This window comes from Microvirga sp. jy35 (assembly GCF_056148915.1).
The window spans coordinates 35,952-53,133 of sequence record NZ_JBWBEW010000036.1 but is presented as its reverse complement, the minus strand read 5'-3'; the positions used below and the strand labels follow the sequence as shown (position 1 = coordinate 53,133).

11 protein-coding genes are annotated in these 17,182 nt (G+C 65.5%); 7 read left to right on the top strand and 4 right to left on the bottom strand.

Annotated features, from left to right (window positions below):
- Nucleotides 1-401: 401 nt before the first annotated feature.
- Nucleotides 402-1,757, top strand: a complete 1,356-nt coding sequence (gene glmM, locus AC0QTX_RS21165) for a phosphoglucosamine mutase (RefSeq protein WP_474605796.1) — start codon at nucleotides 402-404, stop codon at nucleotides 1,755-1,757.
- A 246-nt stretch (nucleotides 1,758-2,003) separates the two neighbouring features.
- Here glmM and AC0QTX_RS21160 read toward each other — a convergent pair whose 3' ends face one another.
- A complete protein-coding gene (locus AC0QTX_RS21160; RefSeq protein ID WP_474605795.1) occupies nucleotides 2,004-5,165 on the bottom strand; it encodes an efflux RND transporter permease subunit in 3,162 nt (1,053 codons plus the stop codon).
- Between the two features lie 173 nt (nucleotides 5,166-5,338).
- Nucleotides 5,339-6,613 carry an efflux RND transporter periplasmic adaptor subunit gene (locus AC0QTX_RS21155; RefSeq protein ID WP_474605794.1) on the bottom strand — a complete coding sequence of 425 codons (1,275 nt, stop codon included), beginning with the start codon at nucleotides 6,611-6,613 and terminating at the stop codon, nucleotides 5,339-5,341.
- Between the two features lie 246 nt (nucleotides 6,614-6,859).
- On the opposite strand from AC0QTX_RS21155, the gene AC0QTX_RS21150 reads away from it, so the two are divergent.
- The 3 genes from AC0QTX_RS21150 to purU all read left to right on the top strand — a co-directional run bounded on the left by AC0QTX_RS21150 (nucleotide 6,860) and on the right by purU (nucleotide 10,808).
- Complete coding sequence (locus tag AC0QTX_RS21150) at nucleotides 6,860-8,032, top strand: phosphoserine transaminase (protein WP_474605793.1); 1,173 nt, start codon at nucleotides 6,860-6,862, stop codon at nucleotides 8,030-8,032.
- Nucleotides 8,033-8,210: 178 nt separating this feature from the next.
- On the top strand, nucleotides 8,211-9,803 hold the full coding sequence (gene serA, locus AC0QTX_RS21145) for a phosphoglycerate dehydrogenase (protein WP_474605792.1): 1,593 nt from the start codon (nucleotides 8,211-8,213) through the stop codon (nucleotides 9,801-9,803).
- 111 nt (nucleotides 9,804-9,914) lie between these two features.
- Nucleotides 9,915-10,808: a formyltetrahydrofolate deformylase gene (purU, locus tag AC0QTX_RS21140; RefSeq protein WP_474605791.1), complete on the top strand. Its 894-nt coding sequence runs from the start codon at nucleotides 9,915-9,917 to the stop codon at nucleotides 10,806-10,808.
- Nucleotides 10,809-10,987: 179 nt separating this feature from the next.
- On the opposite strand, the gene AC0QTX_RS21135 is transcribed toward purU, so the two are convergent.
- Nucleotides 10,988-11,893, bottom strand: a complete 906-nt coding sequence (locus AC0QTX_RS21135) for a DMT family transporter (RefSeq protein ID WP_474605790.1) — start codon at nucleotides 11,891-11,893, stop codon at nucleotides 10,988-10,990.
- A gap of 76 nt (nucleotides 11,894-11,969) precedes the next feature.
- On the opposite strand from AC0QTX_RS21135, the gene AC0QTX_RS21130 reads away from it, so the two are divergent.
- The 3 genes from AC0QTX_RS21130 to AC0QTX_RS21120 all read left to right on the top strand — a co-directional run bounded on the left by AC0QTX_RS21130 (nucleotide 11,970) and on the right by AC0QTX_RS21120 (nucleotide 16,208).
- Complete coding sequence (locus tag AC0QTX_RS21130; RefSeq protein WP_474605797.1) at nucleotides 11,970-12,833, top strand: type 1 glutamine amidotransferase; 864 nt, start codon at nucleotides 11,970-11,972, stop codon at nucleotides 12,831-12,833.
- A gap of 851 nt (nucleotides 12,834-13,684) precedes the next feature.
- A complete protein-coding gene (locus tag AC0QTX_RS21125; protein ID WP_474605789.1) occupies nucleotides 13,685-14,977 on the top strand; it encodes an adenylosuccinate synthase in 1,293 nt (430 codons plus the stop codon).
- A gap of 34 nt (nucleotides 14,978-15,011) precedes the next feature.
- Nucleotides 15,012-16,208 carry a histidine kinase gene (locus tag AC0QTX_RS21120; RefSeq protein WP_474605788.1) on the top strand — a complete coding sequence of 399 codons (1,197 nt, stop codon included), beginning with the start codon at nucleotides 15,012-15,014 and terminating at the stop codon, nucleotides 16,206-16,208.
- Nucleotides 16,209-16,283: 75 nt separating this feature from the next.
- Here AC0QTX_RS21120 and rpoH read toward each other — a convergent pair whose 3' ends face one another.
- Nucleotides 16,284-17,174, bottom strand: coding sequence for an RNA polymerase sigma factor RpoH (gene rpoH / locus AC0QTX_RS21115; RefSeq protein WP_474605787.1), 891 nt, complete (start codon nucleotides 17,172-17,174; stop codon nucleotides 16,284-16,286).
- Nucleotides 17,175-17,182: the final 8 nt, after the last annotated feature.

Sequence of the window (17,182 nt, the reverse complement as noted above, 5' to 3'; positions counted from 1 at the left end):
GAGTACGAGACCCTGTCGGGCGAGGAGATCCGCAACCTCCTCGACGGCCAGCCCCCCGTCCGCGACGCAGGGGATGCGGCGACTCCGACCCGCGGTTCGGCGGTGCCAACCACCCGCCCGGGCCGTCCGCGCGAGAGCGATGGCGGCATGGAGCCCCAGCCGCAGGCTTGAGCACGCCAGTAGTTTTGAAATCCAGGAACGCCCGCTCTCCCAGCGGGCGTTCTTTTTTGTTTACCTTGAATGTCTAATACTACCCATGGTCTACGCTTAAGGTCTGTAACAATCGCTTATCACTTGTGATGGCGCGAATTGGCCTCCATGCCTTGACTGAAGTGGGGGAGGTTGCTTTGAAAAAAAAGCAAAGGCGCGGATCAGCGCAACGGGACGCGGAGACAAAGCACGTGCGTAAATACTTCGGGACCGACGGAATTCGGGGTCGCGCCAACGGGATCATCACACCGGACCTCGCTCTGAAGGTCGGTCAGGCCGCCGGCCTCATGTTCCAGCAGCGCGGCGACTATCGGCACCGGGTTGTGATCGGCAAGGATACGCGGCTGTCCGGCTACATGATCGAGTCGGCCCTTCAGGCGGGTTTCACCTCCGTGGGCATGGACGTGCTGCTCCTCGGCCCGATCCCGACCCCTGCGGTCGCCATGCTGACCCGCTCCATGCGCTGCGACCTCGGCGTCATGATCTCGGCCTCGCACAACCCCTATGAGGACAACGGCATCAAGCTGTTCGGCCCGGACGGGTTCAAGCTCAGCGACGACATGGAGCTTGAGATCGAAGCGCTGATCGATTCCGATCTCACCCGCCGCCTGTCCGGTTCCGCCGCCCTCGGCCGCGCCAAGCGCATCGAGAGCGTCCAGGCCCGCTACATCGAATTCGCCAAGCGCACCCTGCCGCGCCAGATTGACCTGGAGGGCATGCGGGTCGTGATCGACTGCGCCAACGGGGCCGGCTACAAGGTGGCTCCGGAAGCCCTGTGGGAGCTGGGCGCCGAGGTGATGTCGATCGGCGTGGAGCCGAACGGCTTCAACATCAACCACGATGTCGGCTCCACCGCCCCCGATGCGCTGATCCAGAAGGTTCGCGAGCTGCGCGCCGATGTGGGCATCGCCCTCGACGGCGATGCGGACCGCGTCCTCATCGTCGACGAGAAAGGCCACAAGGTCGACGGCGACCAGCTCATGGCCGTCGTCGCCCGCTCGTGGAAGGACGACGGCCGCCTGTCCCAGCCGGGCATCGTCGCCACGATCATGTCGAATCTCGGCCTGGAGCGTTACTTAAGCGGCATGGGCCTCGGCCTCGTGCGCACCGCGGTCGGGGACCGCTACGTGCTCGAGCACATGCGCGCCCACGGCTTCAACCTCGGCGGCGAGCAGTCCGGGCACATCATCATGTCCGACTACACCACCACGGGCGACGGCCTGGTTGCGGCCCTGCAGCTTCTCGCGGTGGTCAAGAGCCTCGGCAAGCCGGTCTCGGAGGTCTGCCATTGCTTCGAGCCCCTGCCGCAGGTGCTCAAGAACGTGCGCTACAAGGCCGGCAAGCCCCTGCAGGAAGCGTCGGTCATCAAGGCCATCGAGGCAGGGCGCGAGACTCTCGGCCAAGCAGGCCGTCTCGTGATCCGCCCCTCCGGCACCGAGCCCGTCATCCGGGTGATGGGAGAGGGCGACAACGAGGATCTCGTCAACCGCGTGGTGGACGACGTGGTGGATGCCGTGACCCGGGCTGCCTCCCAGGTTGCAGCATAACAGCGCTGCTTGTATCGGCTTCAAGCAAAAGCCCCGGCGAGATGATCGCCGGGGCTTTTTTATGCGGAAGTGACGGTTCAACCGATTGGGCGAAGGGCGGCGCAACGTAAGCCCTCCTCCCCCTTGTGGGGAGGAGTTGGAGGTGGGGGTGTGAGCGTTACGCTGATCCAGTTCAGCGCCGACACCCCCACCCTTGAACCCTCCCCACAAGGGGGAGGGAAATGCGCTTCCGCTTTGCTTCTTCGATCACTCCGCCGGATGGGCCGGGGGCTGCGGTGCGGTGTGGCGCGGCAGATCCTCGCCATGGGGGCGCTGGCCTGTCTGAGCGCGGAGCCTGTCGAGCATCTCGCCCACATAGGTGGCGGGCTTGGTGAAGCCGCCGATGAGCAGATAGATCGAGGGCACCACCAGCATGGTGAGCATGGTGGAGACCGTCACGCCGCCGACGATCACCGAGCCGATGGCATTGCGCGCCTCGGCGCCTGCGCCGGTGGACCAAGCGAGCGGGATGGCGCCGCCGATCATGGCAATGGAGGTCATCAGGATCGGCCGCAGGCGCAGGACCGACGCTTCGAGCACCGCATCCCTGACCGAGTAGCCGCGCTCGCGCAGTTGGTTCGAGAATTCGACGATCAGGATGCCGTTCTTGGTCATCAGGCCGATGAGCAGGATCATGCCGATCTGGCTGTAGATGTTGAGCGTCTGGCCCGTGACGAACAGGGCCAGAAGACCACCCGTCACCGCGAGCGGAACGGTCAGCATGATGATGAACGGATTGATCCAGCTCTCGAACTGCGCCGCCAGCACCAGGAACACCACGAGCAGCGCCATGGCGAAGGTCACGTAGATCGCGCCCGTGGAATCGAGGAAGTCCTTCGACTGCCCGTTATAGCCGATGCGCACCTCCGCCGGCAGGTTGTCGCGCACGATCTGCTGGAGAATCTCGAGGCCTTCGCCGATGGAAACGCCCGGTGCCAGGGAGGACTGGATGGTGATCGAGCGCAGGCGGTCGAACCGGTTCAGGGCCTGGGGAGCTGCCGATTCCGTCAAGGAGACAAAGGACGACAGCGGAACGAGCTCGCTGTTCGCGGCGCGGATGAAGGTGTTGGTGAGATCGTTCGGCGTCGCGCGGTCCTGGGCGCGGGCGCGCATGATCACCGGATACTCGTCGCCGCGGCTGACGAAGGTCGAGACTTCGGTCTCGCCGAACATCAGCTGGAGCGTGCGGCCGATGTCTTCCACGGAGACGCCCAGATCGGCGGCGCGCTGGCGGTCGATCTGGACGCGGATGTCGGGCTGAGACTCGCGGTAGTTCGAGTCCATGTTGACGAACTTGCCCGTCTCCTGGGCCTTCTGCATGACGATGTCGCGCCAGCCGCGGATCGTGTCGTAATCGGGACCGCCGAGCACGAACTGGATCGGCTGGCCGAAGCCTCCGGCGCCGCCGAAGGCCGGCGGGTTGACCACGGACACGCGCGCGCCGGGAAAATTCGACACCTTCGGCGTCAGCTGGCGCACGATGTCCTGCTGGTTCTGGGTCCGCTCCTCCCAGGGCACGAGACGCACGATCACGATGCCCTCATTGACCGGGGAGGGGCGCGCGAAGCCCGGTGCGACCTGGCTCAGCATGGACGCGATGATGCCCTGTTCCTGCAGGGGCAGGATGGCCTTCTCGACCTCCTTCACCCGGTCGCGGGTGTAGTCGAGGCTTGCGCCTTCCGGGGCCTGGAGCCGCACGATGATGGCGCCGCGGTCCTCCTGCGGGGCGAATTCCTTCGGCAGGGACTGAAACAGGCCATAGGCCGAGAGCGACACGAGGAAGCCGATGAAGAGGATGACCACCGGGACCCGCAATGCCCGGGAGAGCAGCCAGCGGTAGCCATTGTTCATCTTCTCGAAGAGCGGCTCGGTCATGCGCTGGATGCGGCCATGGGCCGGAACCATCAGCTTGGAGCACATCATTGGGGTAAGCGTGCGCGCCACCACGCCCGAGAAGAAGATGGACGCCGCAAGCGTGATGCCGAATTCGCGGAAGAGCTTGCCGGTGTTGCCGGTCATGAAGGCGAGCGGCACGAACACCGCCATCAGGGTGGCCGTGGTGGCGATCACCGCGAAGCCGATCTCCCGCGCGCCGTCGAAGGAGGCCAGCAGCGGCGGCTGACCCTCCTCGATGCGCCGATGCACGTTCTCGATCTCCACGATGGCATCGTCCACCACGATGCCGATGGCGAGCACGATGGCGAGCAGGGTCAGCACGTTGATGGACGCACCGAAGAAGGCCATGACCATGAAGGCTGCCGTGATGGAGACCGGAATCGCCACCATGGCCACGATGGTCGAGCGCCAGTCCCGCAGGAAGACCAGGATCACGAGGATCACCAGCGCCACACCTTCCAGGAGGGTCTTCAGCACGCCATCGATGGACGCGCGGATGAACTGGCTTTCGTCATAGGCCACCTCGGCAGTGGTGCCGGGCGGCAGGGAGGACTTGAGCTCCTCCAATTCCTTGCGCACGCCATCGACGACGGACAGTGTGTTGGCGGTCGACTGGCGCACCACGCCCATGCCGATAGCGGTCTCGCCCGATTGGTAGAACTCGAAGCGTGTATCCTCCGGGCCGACCTCCACCTGAGCCACCTCTCCGAGACGGACCAGATAGCCGTTCTTGTTGGTGACGATCACCTGCGCGAATTCTTCGGGGGTAGCGAGGCGGGAGTCGGTCTTGACGGTGAACTCGCGCTGGCTGGACTCGATCCGGCCGCCGGGAAGTTCCACGTTCTGGCGCTTGATGGCGGTCTCCAGATCCTGCGCCGTCAGCCCTCGGGCCGCGAGGGCCGGGCGGTCGACCCAGACCCGCATGGCAAAGCGCCGCTCGCCGCTCAAGTTCACATTGGCGACGCCCGGAACGGTGGACAGGCGATCCACATACACGCGCTTGAGAAAGTCGCTGAGCTCGAGGGCATCGAGGCTGGTGGAGGTGACGCCGACCCATAGAATGGCCGAGGCGTTGGCATCGACTTTTCGCACCACCGGCGTGTCGGCGCCTTCCGGCAGCCGCCCGGTCACGCGGGACACGGCGTCGCGCACGTCAGAGGTCGCGGCTTCCGGCTCGCGGGAAACCTCGAACTCGATGGACACGGAGGAGCGGTCGTTCTGGCTCTGCGACGTGATCTGGCGGATGCCTTCGATGCCGGCGACCGCGCCCTCGATGATCTCGGTCACCCGGCTCTCGATCACCTCGTTCGAGGCGCCGCGATAGACGGTGGAGACCGAGACGACCGGGCGGTCGACCTGCGGATACTCGCGAACCGGCAGGTTCATGAGCGCGGCCAAGCCACCCACGATCAGCAGCAGGCTGACCACGACGGCGAAGACGGGGCGGCGGATGAAGAGGTCTGAAACCTGCATGGCTTTATTCGATCCAGATGGCAGCGAGGGACTCGCAACGAGATTCGACAAGGCTCTCCTCCCCCTTGTGGGGAGGAGTTGGAGGTGGGGGTGTCAACGCCACCTCCCGAGAGCATGGCGCTCACACCCCCACCCACGATCCCTCCCCACAAGGGCGAGGGAAGCAAGGTGGTTCACTTCCGCTCTGCCGCCTGGGCGCTGCCGATGGCCTGCGGCACGTTCAGCGACGAGCGGGAGGGCTGATCGCGATTGGCTGCCGGAGCAGGACTGGCAGGAGCACCGGAACCCAACGGACGGGCGATGACTTCGGCGCCAGGCCGCACGCGCTGGACACCCAGCACGACGATGGTCTCGCCGGCCTTGAGCCCGTCCACCACCTCCACCTTGCCGCCCTGTCGCTGGCCGATGGTGATGACGCGGCGCTCCACCTTGTTGTCCTTCACCGGATAGATGATGTGGCGCAGGCCCTCGCTGACGACCGCTTCCTCCGGCACCACGACGGCGTCGTCCCTGGTGGAGACCTCCAGGGCCACGGACAGGAACATGCCGGGCTTCAAAGCTTCGTCCTGATTGTCGAACTCCGCGGTGAGGCGCGCCGTGCGGGTCGTCTGATCGACCCGGGGGTCGATGGTCGCGACCGTGCCCTTGAAGATCCGGCCACGGTAGGCTGCAGAGACAGCATTGACCGTCTGCCCCGGCTCGAGGCGACCCAGAAGGTTCTCCGGCACGGCGAAGTCGAGGCGCACCTTGGACAGATCGTCGAGGGACGTGATGCGGGTTCCTGGCGCTACATAGGCGCCAAGCGAGACGGAGCGGGTGCCGACGCGGCCGGCGAAGGGCGCGCGGATCGTCAGCTCTTCGAGCCGTGCTTCTGCCGCCCTGCGCTGAGCTTGAGCAGAGGCGATCGAGCCTTCGAGCGACTTCATCTGCGCGGTCAGATCCTCGACCTGGGCCTCGGTGCCGGCACCGGTGCGGCGCAGGGCCTGGGCACGATCGAGCTTGATGGCGATCTCGTTCCGGAGCGCCGTGGCCCGGTTGGCCTCGGCGGCAGCCTGCTCGATGGCGGCGCGGCGCTCGGCGGCATCGAACTGGACCAGCGTGTCGCCGGCCTTGACCTTCTGGCCTTCCTCGAAGCCGATCTCGCCGATGATGCCTGCCACCTTGGCGGTCACCGTGATCGATTCATAGGCACGCACGGTGCCGACCGCCTCCCGGATCTCCACGATGCGTCCGGTCTTGACCGTGTCGACCTCGACCGTGGCCGGACCGGTGGGGCCGCCGCGGCCGCCCGGGCCCCTCGGAGCACCAGCCTGCTGGCCGGAAGGTTGGCTCACATAGGCGCCGATCACGGGCACATTGGCCAGATGGCCGCCCTTGTAGGCGTACCAGCCGCCAAAGCCTGCCGCCCCCAGCATGGCTATGACAGCAAGTTGACCGGACACACGCATGCTTGCTCCTTACACGTCATTCTTTGTCGTTCGGAATATCGGAACTCGTCCTAGCACAATATATGCCAATTACTCCGAAGGGATCCGTCTGAACACGATGTTTTGTATTACGATTTCGTAATCTGGATCGCTGCCGCAACGACAGATCCAGCAGCAATCGCCTTGACCGTGGCGTTCGCCTCCGTCATACCGGTCGGCGGGACACCTCTCCCCACCGAGAGGCGCCCATCTGAAAGGATGGATACCATGACAAGCCTGCCCGCCGCGCGTCCGCGCGCGCCTTTCTTTTCGTCCGGCCCCTGCGCGAAGCGCCCCGGATGGTCTCTCCAGAACCTGAAAACCGACAGCCTTGGCCGCTCCCATCGCGCCAAGCTCGGCAAGGCGCGCCTGAAGCTCGCCATCGACCTCACCCGCGAGGTGCTGGACGTGCCGGCCGATTACCGCATCGGCATCGTGCCCGCCTCCGACACCGGCGCCGTGGAGATGGTGCTCTGGTCGATGCTCGGGGCGCGGCCCGTCGACATGCTGGCCTGGGAAAGCTTCGGCGAGGGCTGGGTCACGGACGTGGTCAAGCAGCTCAAGCTCGCCGATGCCCGGATCATCAACGCGCCTTACGGCGAGCTTCCCGATCTCGCGCAGGTCGACACGAAGAGCCGCGATGTGGTGTTCACCTGGAACGGCACAACCTCCGGCGTGCGCGTGCCGAACGCGGACTGGATCGCGGCCGACCGTGAAGGTCTCACCATCTGCGACGCCACCTCGGCGGCTTTCGCGCAGAAGCTCGACTTCGCCAAGCTGGACGTGGTCACCTTCTCCTGGCAGAAGGTGCTCGGCGGCGAGGCGGCCCATGGCATGCTCATCCTCTCGCCCCGCGCGGTCGAACGGTTGGAGAGCTACAAGCCGGCCTGGCCGCTGCCGAAAATCTTCCGCATGACCAAGGGCGGCAAGCTCATCGAGGGCATCTTCGAGGGCGAGACCATCAACACGCCGTCCATGCTGGCGGTGGAGGACTACATCGACGCGCTGGAATGGGCGAAGTCCATCGGCGGATTGAACGCGCTCCTCGCCAAGGCCGACGCCAACGCGAAGGTGATCACCGACTGGGTCGCAAAGACCCCTTGGATCGCCAACCTCGCCAAGGATCCGGCCACTGCCTCCAACACCAGCGTGTGCCTCGTGATCGCCGATCCCGATGTGGTCGCCAAGGGACCCGAGGCTGTGGCGCAGGTCGCCAAGGGCATTGTCTCCGCGCTCGAGAAGGAAAACGTGGCCCTCGACATCGGCGCCTATCGCGATGCCCCTCCGGGCCTGCGCATCTGGTGCGGCGCGACGGTCGAGCAATCCGACCTCGAAGCCCTGACGCCCTGGCTCGACTGGGCCTTCGCGCAGGAAAAGGCAAAGCTCGCGCAAGCGGCTTAACACGCTTCTTCCCTCCCCCTTGCGGGGAGGGATCGAGGGTGGGGGTCGGAACGTAGGAGTGCTCTGCGTCGTGATGAATGCACGAGGCTGTTACAGCACTTTGCTCCACCTCTCACCCTGTCGAACCACCCCCACCCCCACCCCTCCCCGCAAGGGGGAGGGGAGATCGAGGTGCCCCATGCCCGCTCCCCGCGTACTCATTTCCGACGCTCTCTCCCCCGCCGCCGTGCAGATCTTCAAGGATCGCGGCATCGAGGTCGATTTCCAGCCCGACCTCGGCAAGGATAAGGACAAGCTCGCTGCCATCATCGGCGACTACGATGGCCTCGCCATCCGCTCCGCCACCAAGGTCACGGCCAAGATCCTCGAACAGGCCAAAAACCTGAAGGTCATCGGCCGCGCCGGCATCGGCGTCGACAATGTCGAGATCCCCGCCGCCACGGCGAAGGGCGTCATCGTCATGAACACGCCCTTCGGCAATTCCATCACCACCGCCGAGCACGCCATCGCCATGATGTTCGCGCTCGCGCGCCAGATCCCGCAGGCCGATGCGTCGACGCAGGCCGGCAAGTGGGAGAAGAACCGCTTCATGGGCGTCGAGCTGACGGCCAAGACCCTCGGCGTGATCGGCTGCGGCAACATCGGCTCCATCGTGGCCGACCGCGCCATCGGGCTGCGCATGAGGGTGATCGCCTACGATCCGTTCCTGTCGCCGGAGCGCGCCCTCGAGCTCGGGGTCGAGAAGGTGGAGCTCGACGAGCTGCTGCGCCGTGCCGACATCATCACGCTCCACGTGCCGATGACGGAGAAGACGAGGAACGTGCTCTCGGCCGAGAACATCGCCAAGACCAAGAAGGGCGTGCGCATCATCAACTGCGCCCGCGGCGGTCTCGTGGACGAGGTGGCGCTTCGTGCCGCCCTGGATTCCGGCCACGTGGCGGGGGCGGCCTTCGACGTGTTCGTCGAGGAGCCCGCGACGAGCAACCCGCTCTTCGGCCACCCCAACGTGGTCTGCACGCCGCATCTCGGCGCGGCCACCACGGAGGCGCAGGAGAACGTGGCGCTGCAGGTGGCCGAGCAGATGTCGGATTACCTGCTCCAGGGCGCGATCCAGAATGCAGTCAACTTCCCGTCGATCACCGCAGAAGAAGCGCCGCGCCTGAAACCCTTCGTGGCGCTTGCGGAAAAGCTCGGCTCCTTCCTGGGCCAGCTCACGGAAGCCCCGATCAAGGGCATCCGCATCGAATACGAGGGCGCGGTCGCCGAGATGAACACCCGCGCGCTCACCTCGGCTGCCGTGACCGGCGTGCTGCGCCCCTTCCTGCAGGACATCAACATGGTGTCGGCGCCCCTCGTCGCCCGCGATCGCGGCATCATGGTGGAAGAGGTCAAGCGCGAGAATGCGGCCCGCGACTACGAGAGCTTCATCCGTATCGTCGTCGACGCGGACGACATGCCGCGCCATGCGGGCGGCACCGTGTTCCAGGACGGCAAGCCGCGCGTCATCGAGATCCGCGACATCGCCGTCGATGCCGAGTTCGCCCCGCACATGATCTATGTGCGCAATGACGACAAGCCCGGCTTCATCGGCCGCTTCGGCACCCTGCTCGGTGAATCCGGCGTGAACGTCGCAACCTTCGCCCTCGGTCGCGACAAGCCCGGCGGAGACGCCATCTGCTTCGTGTCGGTGGACGAGCCGGTCTCCGACGACCTCCTGCGCCTGATCGAGGACATCCCGCAGGTCAAGCGCGCGCGGGCCGTGCGGTTCTAGAGGATCGGACCCAAAAGTGGGCTCGCGCTTTTGGGATCAATCCGATGCTCAATGCCATCCATAATACGTCTTCCGGCGAAGTGGAGACCGGTTCGCCGGAAGATGCGAACGATGAAAGTTGAGGCTCTTGAGATGCCATCCTCCCCGTCGCAGCGTTTCGTTCTGACGCTCGCCTGCCCGAACCGTCCCGGCATCGTGGCCGCCGTGGCGGGGCATTTGTCGGATGCCGGCCTCAACATCCTCGACGCGCAGCAATACGACGACACGCAGACCGACCGGTTCTTCATGCGTGTCGTCTTCGATCCTGTCGCCGGCGAGACCGATCTCGACGTGCTCAAAAGCGGCTTCGCGCCGCTTGGCCAGCGCTTCTCCATGACTTGGACCCTGCGCGATCAGGCCGAGAAGCGCCGCGTCGTGTTGCTGGTCTCGAAGTTCGACCATTGCCTCACGGATCTCCTCTACCGCTGGCGCATCGGCGAGCTCGACTTCGAGCCCGTTGGCATCATCGCCAACCATCCGGTCGAGACCTATGCCCATGTGGGTCTGGGAAGCATCCCGTTCCACTACCTGCCGGTCACGAAGGACACAAAGCTCGAGCAGGAGGCACAGGTCTGGGAGATCATCCGCGAGTCGAAGGCCGATCTTGTGGTGCTCGCCCGCTACATGCAGGTGCTCTCGGACGGACTGGCCGCGAAGCTTGTCGGACGCTGCATCAACATCCACCATTCGTTCCTGCCGAGCTTCAAGGGGGCGAAGCCCTACCACCAGGCCCATGTGCGCGGCGTGAAGCTGATCGGCGCAACCGCGCACTACGTGACGTCCGATCTCGACGAAGGCCCGATCATCGCGCAGGACGTGGAGTCGATCACGCACCGCGACACGGCGGACGACCTCGTGCGCAAGGGCCGCGACATCGAACGCCGCGTGCTGGCGCGCGCCGTGCGCTACCACCTGGAGGATCGCATCCTGCTCAACGGACGCAAGACGGTGGTGTTTGCGGATTAGTAGCAACGCTACTGTCATTCCGGGGCGCCGCAGGCGAGCCCGGAATCCATAAACGCTGACGTTGCAGAATCAGAAGCTGGATTATCCGTTGCGTCCACTTCCAAACCATCGTGGTTATGGATCCCCGCCTTCGCGGGGATGACAGTGGAGGGTGTAATACCCGTCGGAGTGAGCCGCTTCTACCGCCGCCGCTCCGCGAGCCAGATGCCGCCGAGCACCAGCACGAGGCCGAGGGCGTGGTAATACGCAAAAGGCTCGCCCAGCAGCACCACGGCGAGCAGGGCGCCGAAGACCGGCACGAGATTGACGAACAGGCCGGCCCGCGCCGGGCCGATGAGTTCTACCCCGCGCATGAAGAACACCTGCGAGAGCAGTGAGGGCAAGAGGCCCACATAGAGCAGGATCGCCCACCCTTTGGCGGTCGGGACTTGCAGGCTGCCCTGGGCTGCCTCGATCCAAAGGAGGGGCAGCGACGTCATGAAGGCTACCGCGGCCAAGGACGCGAAGAAGATAAGGCCTGGAATGGCAGGGCGATGGCGCAGGCCGAGGGTATAGCCGGCATAGAACACGCAGGCGATCAGCGTCCACACATCGCCGATGTTGAGCGCGAGCGTCCGGAGGATCTCGAAATCGGCCTTCACGGAAACCAGGATCACGCCGAGGATCGTCACGATCATGCCGATGATCTGCAGCGGGATCACGCGGGCCTTGAACAGCAGGACGGTGCCGAGAAGAACGAGAACCGGGATCGAGCCCTGGAAGATCGTGAGGTTGACGGCGGTCGTGTAATGCGCGGCCGCGTAGAACAGGGCGTTGAAGCCGGTGAACCCGAAGGCTCCCATGAGGATCGTGAAGAGCCAGCGCTCCCGGATCCGCGGCCATTGCGCCATCACCTGCCGCCCGACCAGCGGCAGCAGCACGACCACGACGATGACCCAGCGAAGGCAGGTGAGCATCATGGGCGACACCTCGCCCACGGCGAGTCGACCGGCGATGGCATTGCCGCCCCACATCAGCGTGGTGAGGGTCAGGAGCACGTAAGCCTGCCCCCACAGTCCCTTCCAAAGCGAATGCAGGATTTTCATCGGAGGCCGGACCTTATTGCACTTGCCGCCGCGCGCCGTTCGGCTAAACCGGCACGACGAGAAGCGGGTGACACGCATGGCCTTAAGGTTTCTGGTGGTTGAGGGCAATACGCGGGGCGCAAGGCAGGCCCACAAGGACGCCTATGGACTCACGCTCTCCGAGTCCTACTCGGAGGTCATTCAGGGGATCGCGTCCGATGCCGTGTGCGACATCGCCTTTCCGACGGATGAGGGCGCAAACCTGCCCGATGCGGCGGGGCTCGAATCCTATGACGGCATCGTGCTCACCGGCTCTCACCTCAACATCTATGACCGCACCCCCGACATCCTGAGCCAGATCGACCTGATGCGGGCTGCTTTCGCCTCTCGCACGCCGTCCTTCGGCTCCTGCTGGGGGTTGCAGGTGGCGACCGTCGCGGCTGAGGGTGATGTGCGCCAGAACCCTCTCGGCCGCGAGGTCGGCATCGCCCGCAGGCTCACCAGGACGCAGGCCGGTCAAGGTCATCCGTTGCTCGACGGGCGTCCGGCTTCCTACGATGCACCTGCCATCCACCTGGACATGGTCACGGCCGTGCCGGAGGATTGCACGGTGATTGCGAGCAATGCGGTATCGCCCGTGCAGGCAGCCGAGATCCGGCGCGACGGCGGCACGTTCTGGGGCGTGCAGTATCACCCGGAGTTCTCGCTCGGCGAACTCGCCGCGATCCTGAGCCGCCGCACCGACATCCTCGTGCGGGAGGGCTTCTGCCGCACGCCGGAGGAAGCTCTTTCCTATGCGGAGGATCTGGCAGCCCTGGACAAGGATCCTGCCCGCTTCGATCTCGCCTGGCGCTACGGCATCGACGCCGAGGTTCTCGAACCTGCCCGCCGCACCCGCGAGATCCGCAACTTCATCGAGCATCGGGTGCGGACGGAGAAGAGCGCACGCGGGCGGGCGTGAGTTCTGTGGTGCCCGAAATGACATTCCCTTCGTCATCCCCGGACTTGTTCCGGTGATCTGCGCCATTGCGGCCCACCCCTCCGGCCTCTTCCTGAGGAGGCGCGTAAGCGCCGTCTCGAAGAAGGTTCCAGAGAGCCCTGGATGCTCCTTCGAGACGCAGCCTCACGGCTGCTCCTCAGGAAGAGGCCGGAAGGAGACGAGATGGATAGAGGACGGGGATGGCCGGGACTGATCCCGGACCCAATCCAGGGACGGCCATGACGCGGTGGGGCAGTGTAATGTTCTTACTTTGTTCTTGACAGCTCGCCTAAGCTCGGCTATATCGTTGTGCAGACCTGTTCCTGTCGAGGGGCGCGCTCGCGAGGCGTCGCAGTGTGGGAGCAGGCACGGTCCTGTGGTGCAGCCTCGCAAGCGGCACCGACAGGAGGCCCAGGCTGTGGGCCGGTGGTCGGAATCGGCTCCAGGCCCCCGTCGAGCAGACGGACCCCGCCTGGAGCGGTCACCGGGCTGGTCTCGCCTGAACGCCTAAACAAGCCGTGCGCGAAGAGGCATCCTGGCTCTTCCCTTCACCACACATCATCGAGCCGGGCTGCCCAACGCGCCACCCTCGATCTCACCACAGGCCCGCAGCCCACAGGCTGCGGGCCACACAGTGCTGGCTCTTTGACAGATCAATTTCCATTCGAGGCTGAACATGCAGAACCACATTCCCGCCTTTCCGGTGTTTATGATGCGGGGATGCAGGGCTCATTCCGCCTTGACCTGAGGCGCATGATCCACCATGAGGGTTTGCAAGGTTTTTACCCAGCCCTGGCCTTGCGCCGGGGCTTTTTCATGTGAGGGTTTGAGCGATGGCGAACGTGGTTGTCGTGGGCGCCCAGTGGGGCGACGAGGGCAAGGGCAAGATCGTCGACTGGCTGTCCGAACAGGCGGACGTGGTCGTGCGGTTCCAGGGCGGTCACAATGCCGGCCACACCCTCGTGATCGGCGACAAGGTCTACAAGCTCTCGCTCCTGCCCTCCGGCGTCGTGCGCCCGAACAAGCTCTCGGTCATCGGCAACGGCGTGGTGCTCGACCCGCATGCTCTGGCCGGCGAGGTGGAGCGCTTAGGTGAGCAGGGCGTCTCTATCAGCCGCGAGAACCTGCGTGTGGCGGAAAACGCCACGCTGATTCTCTCCATCCACCGCGAGCTCGATGCCCTCCGGGAAAGCGGCAGCGCCGGCACCAAGATCGGCACCACCAAGCGCGGCATCGGCCCGGCCTACGAGGACAAGGCAGGCCGGCGCGCCATCCGCCTCATGGACCTTGCCGACCTGAGCACATTGCCGGAGAAGATCGACCGGCTGCTCACCCACCACAACGCGCTTCGCCGCGGCTTCGGCCTCGAGGAGTTCGCCGCAAAAGCGATCTATGAGGAGCTGGCCTCGGTTGCCCCGAAAGTGCTGCCCTACATGGATGCCGTGTGGCGCCTCCTCGACGAGCAGCGCCGGGCAGGCAAGCGCATCCTGTTCGAGGGTGCGCAAGGCGCGCTGCTCGACGTCGATCACGGGACCTATCCGTTCGTCACCTCGTCCAACACAGTGGCCGGTCAGGCGGCGACCGGCTCAGGCCTGGGCCCAGGGGCCGTCGGCTATGTGCTCGGCATCGCCAAGGCCTACACGACCCGCGTGGGCGAGGGGCCGTTCCCGACCGAACTCTTCGACGAGACCGGCGAGCTGATCGGCCGGAAGGGCAAGGAATTCGGCGTGGTCACGGGCCGCAAGCGCCGCTGCGGCTGGTTCGACGCGACGCTGGTGCGCCAGACGGTGCGCACCTCCGGCATCGACGGCATCGCGCTCACCAAGCTCGACATCCTCGACGGCTTCGAGACCATCAGGATCGGCGTCGGCTACAGGCTCGATGGCCAGATCATCGACTACTTCCCGGCGAGCCAAGGCGCACAAGCCCGCGTCGAGCCGATCTACGAGGAGTTCGAGGGCTGGAGCGGCTCCACGGCGGGCGCCCGCTCCTGGGCGGACCTGCCGGCGCAGGCCATCAAGTATGTCCGCCGCATCGAGGAACTGATCGGCGCGCCGGTCGCGGTGCTCTCCACCTCGCCGGAGCGTGACGACACAATCCTCATGAAGAACCCGTTTGAGGGTTGACGGCGAGGCCTCAGCGGGTCCATTCCGAAGAGAAATGGCAGATTATTACCCTCTCATCGCCCGGGCCGTCGAAGGCTTGCCGGAGCAGAATGCCGACAAGCGGCACGCTGTCTACGAGCGTGCCCGCACGGCGCTGATCGCGCAGCTCCGCTCGCTCAACCCGCCCCTGTCGGAGGCGGAGATCCAGCACGAAAGCCGCTCCCTCGACGAGGCTATCGCCAGGGTTGAGGCAGATTACGCGCCCTCGGCCGGGTTCGATGCCGATGCCTTCGCGACCATGCTGACCGAAGAGCCGCCGGTCCGGCCGGGGCCTGAAACCTCGCGTGCAACCTCGGTCCACGGGTTGCGGGCGCCGGCTCCCCAGCCGGTCCAGGATGATGAGATCGAGGATTCCTATGCCGAGCCCGCAGTGGCCCGGCCCAAGATCGACAGCCGACCTCATCCGGCCATGCAGAACAAGGGGCGCGCGCGCACCATCGTGTTCGGCTCGGTCCTGGCGCTCGTGATCGCGGCCATTGCGGCCTTCGCTTTCCTGTGGCGCGACAGGCCCGAGGACCTTGCTCCCGAGACGCCGGTCGCGGAGGCTCCGGCGGCCCCACCGGCCGATTCCAAGATCAACGAGCGCGTCGGAGGAGGGCAGGCGCCTCCCCCGGCCTCTGCCCCCAACCCGGCGCCGCGCCAGGAAACGGGCGTCGCGCAGCGTGCGGTCTTCTACGAGGAGGATCCCGCCAATCCCCAGGCCCCCAAGGCGCAGGTCGGACGCGTGACCTGGCGCCTCGAGGATGTCAATCCCGGTCAGGGCCAGCCGCTGGAAAGGGCCGTGATCGCCAACATTGACGTGCCGGATGCCGGGCTGACCATGAGGATGGTGCTGCGGCGCAACCTCGACACGACACTCCCGGCCTCCCATACGGTCGAGCTCACCTTCACGACCCGTGCGGGCGATACGAACCGCGTGATCCGTGACGTGGGCCTCCTGCAGTTCAAGAGCGAGGAGGCGGCACGCGGCACCCCGGTTGCCGGTCTGCCGGTGCCCGTGCGCGAGAACCTGTTCCTCATCGGCCTCTCCAACCTGCAGGCCGATGTGGCGCGCAACACGCAGCTGTTCGTGCGCCGCAACTGGATCGACCTGCCGGTTCGGATGGCCTCGGGCCAACGGGCTATCCTGAGCTTCGAGAAGGGCGGCTCCGGCGAACAGGTGATCAACGACGCCTTCAGCCAGTGGCAGTAGGCCAAGGCAAACTTCGGACAATGAAAAAAGCCGCGCATCGAGCGCGGCTTTTTTATTGGGTCTGCCGATGAAGGATCAGGCCTCGGCCGACGAGGTCTCGATCTGGGTCAGGTTCTTCTTGACCGCGTCCTGGATCTTCTCGAAGGCGCGTACCTCGATCTGGCGGACGCGCTCGCGGGACACGCCGAACTCGGTGGAGAGCTCCTCCAGGGTGATCGGGTCGTCCGAGAGGCGCCGGGCCTCGAAGATCCGGCGTTCGCGCGGGTTGAGGACGGAGAGCGCGTTGCGCAGGGCCTTCAGCCGGTTCTGGCCTTCCTCCTCCTCGACGAGCACCTGCTCCTGGCTCTGGCCCTGATCGACGAGCCAGTCCTGCCACTCGCCGCCGCCTTCGCCCTCGTCACGCAGGGGAGCGTTGAGAGAGGAGTCGCCGCCGAGACGGCGGTTCATGTCCACCACGTCCTGCTCGGTCACGCCGAGCTGGGTGGCGATCTGCTTGACGTTGTCAGGGTGCAGGTCGCCTTCCTCGAAGGCGGAGATGCGGCCCTTCGCCTTGCGCAGGTTGAAGAACAGCTTCTTCTGGTTTGCGGTGGTGCCCATCTTCACGAGGGACCACGACCGCAGGATGTATTCTTGAATCGCCGCCTTGATCCACCACATGGCATAAGTGGCGAGGCGGAAGCCCTTGTCGGGCTCGAAGCGCTTGACGGCCTGCATCAGGCCGACATTGCCTTCCGAGACCACCTCGCCGATCGGCAGACCATAGCCGCGGTAGCCCATGGCGATCTTGGCGACCAGGCGCAGGTGGGATGTAACGAGCTTGTGGGCTGCTTCGCGATCTCCATGCTCGCGCCAGCTTTTGGCGAGCATGTATTCCTCATGCGGCTCGAGCATGGGGAAGCGACGAATCTCGTCGAGATAGCGCGAAAGACCGCCTTCATTGGCAAGCACCGGAAGCGCTGTAGCCATCGTGTCTC

Coding starts and splice junctions, on each gene's coding strand:
- AC0QTX_RS21160 (WP_474605795.1), bottom strand. CDS start 5,165: ATGCAGGTTTCAGACCTCTTCATCCGCCGCCCCGTCTTCGCCGTCGTG.
- AC0QTX_RS21155 (WP_474605794.1), bottom strand. CDS start 6,613: ATGCGTGTGTCCGGTCAACTTGCTGTCATAGCCATGCTGGGGGCGGCA.
- AC0QTX_RS21150 (WP_474605793.1), top strand. CDS start 6,860: ATGACAAGCCTGCCCGCCGCGCGTCCGCGCGCGCCTTTCTTTTCGTCC.
- serA (WP_474605792.1), top strand. CDS start 8,211: ATGCCCGCTCCCCGCGTACTCATTTCCGACGCTCTCTCCCCCGCCGCC.
- purU (WP_474605791.1), top strand. CDS start 9,915: ATGAAAGTTGAGGCTCTTGAGATGCCATCCTCCCCGTCGCAGCGTTTC.
- AC0QTX_RS21135 (WP_474605790.1), bottom strand. CDS start 11,893: ATGAAAATCCTGCATTCGCTTTGGAAGGGACTGTGGGGGCAGGCTTAC.
- AC0QTX_RS21130 (WP_474605797.1), top strand. CDS start 11,970: ATGGCCTTAAGGTTTCTGGTGGTTGAGGGCAATACGCGGGGCGCAAGG.
- AC0QTX_RS21125 (WP_474605789.1), top strand. CDS start 13,685: ATGGCGAACGTGGTTGTCGTGGGCGCCCAGTGGGGCGACGAGGGCAAG.
- AC0QTX_RS21120 (WP_474605788.1), top strand. CDS start 15,012: ATGGCAGATTATTACCCTCTCATCGCCCGGGCCGTCGAAGGCTTGCCG.
- rpoH (WP_474605787.1), bottom strand. CDS start 17,174: ATGGCTACAGCGCTTCCGGTGCTTGCCAATGAAGGCGGTCTTTCGCGC.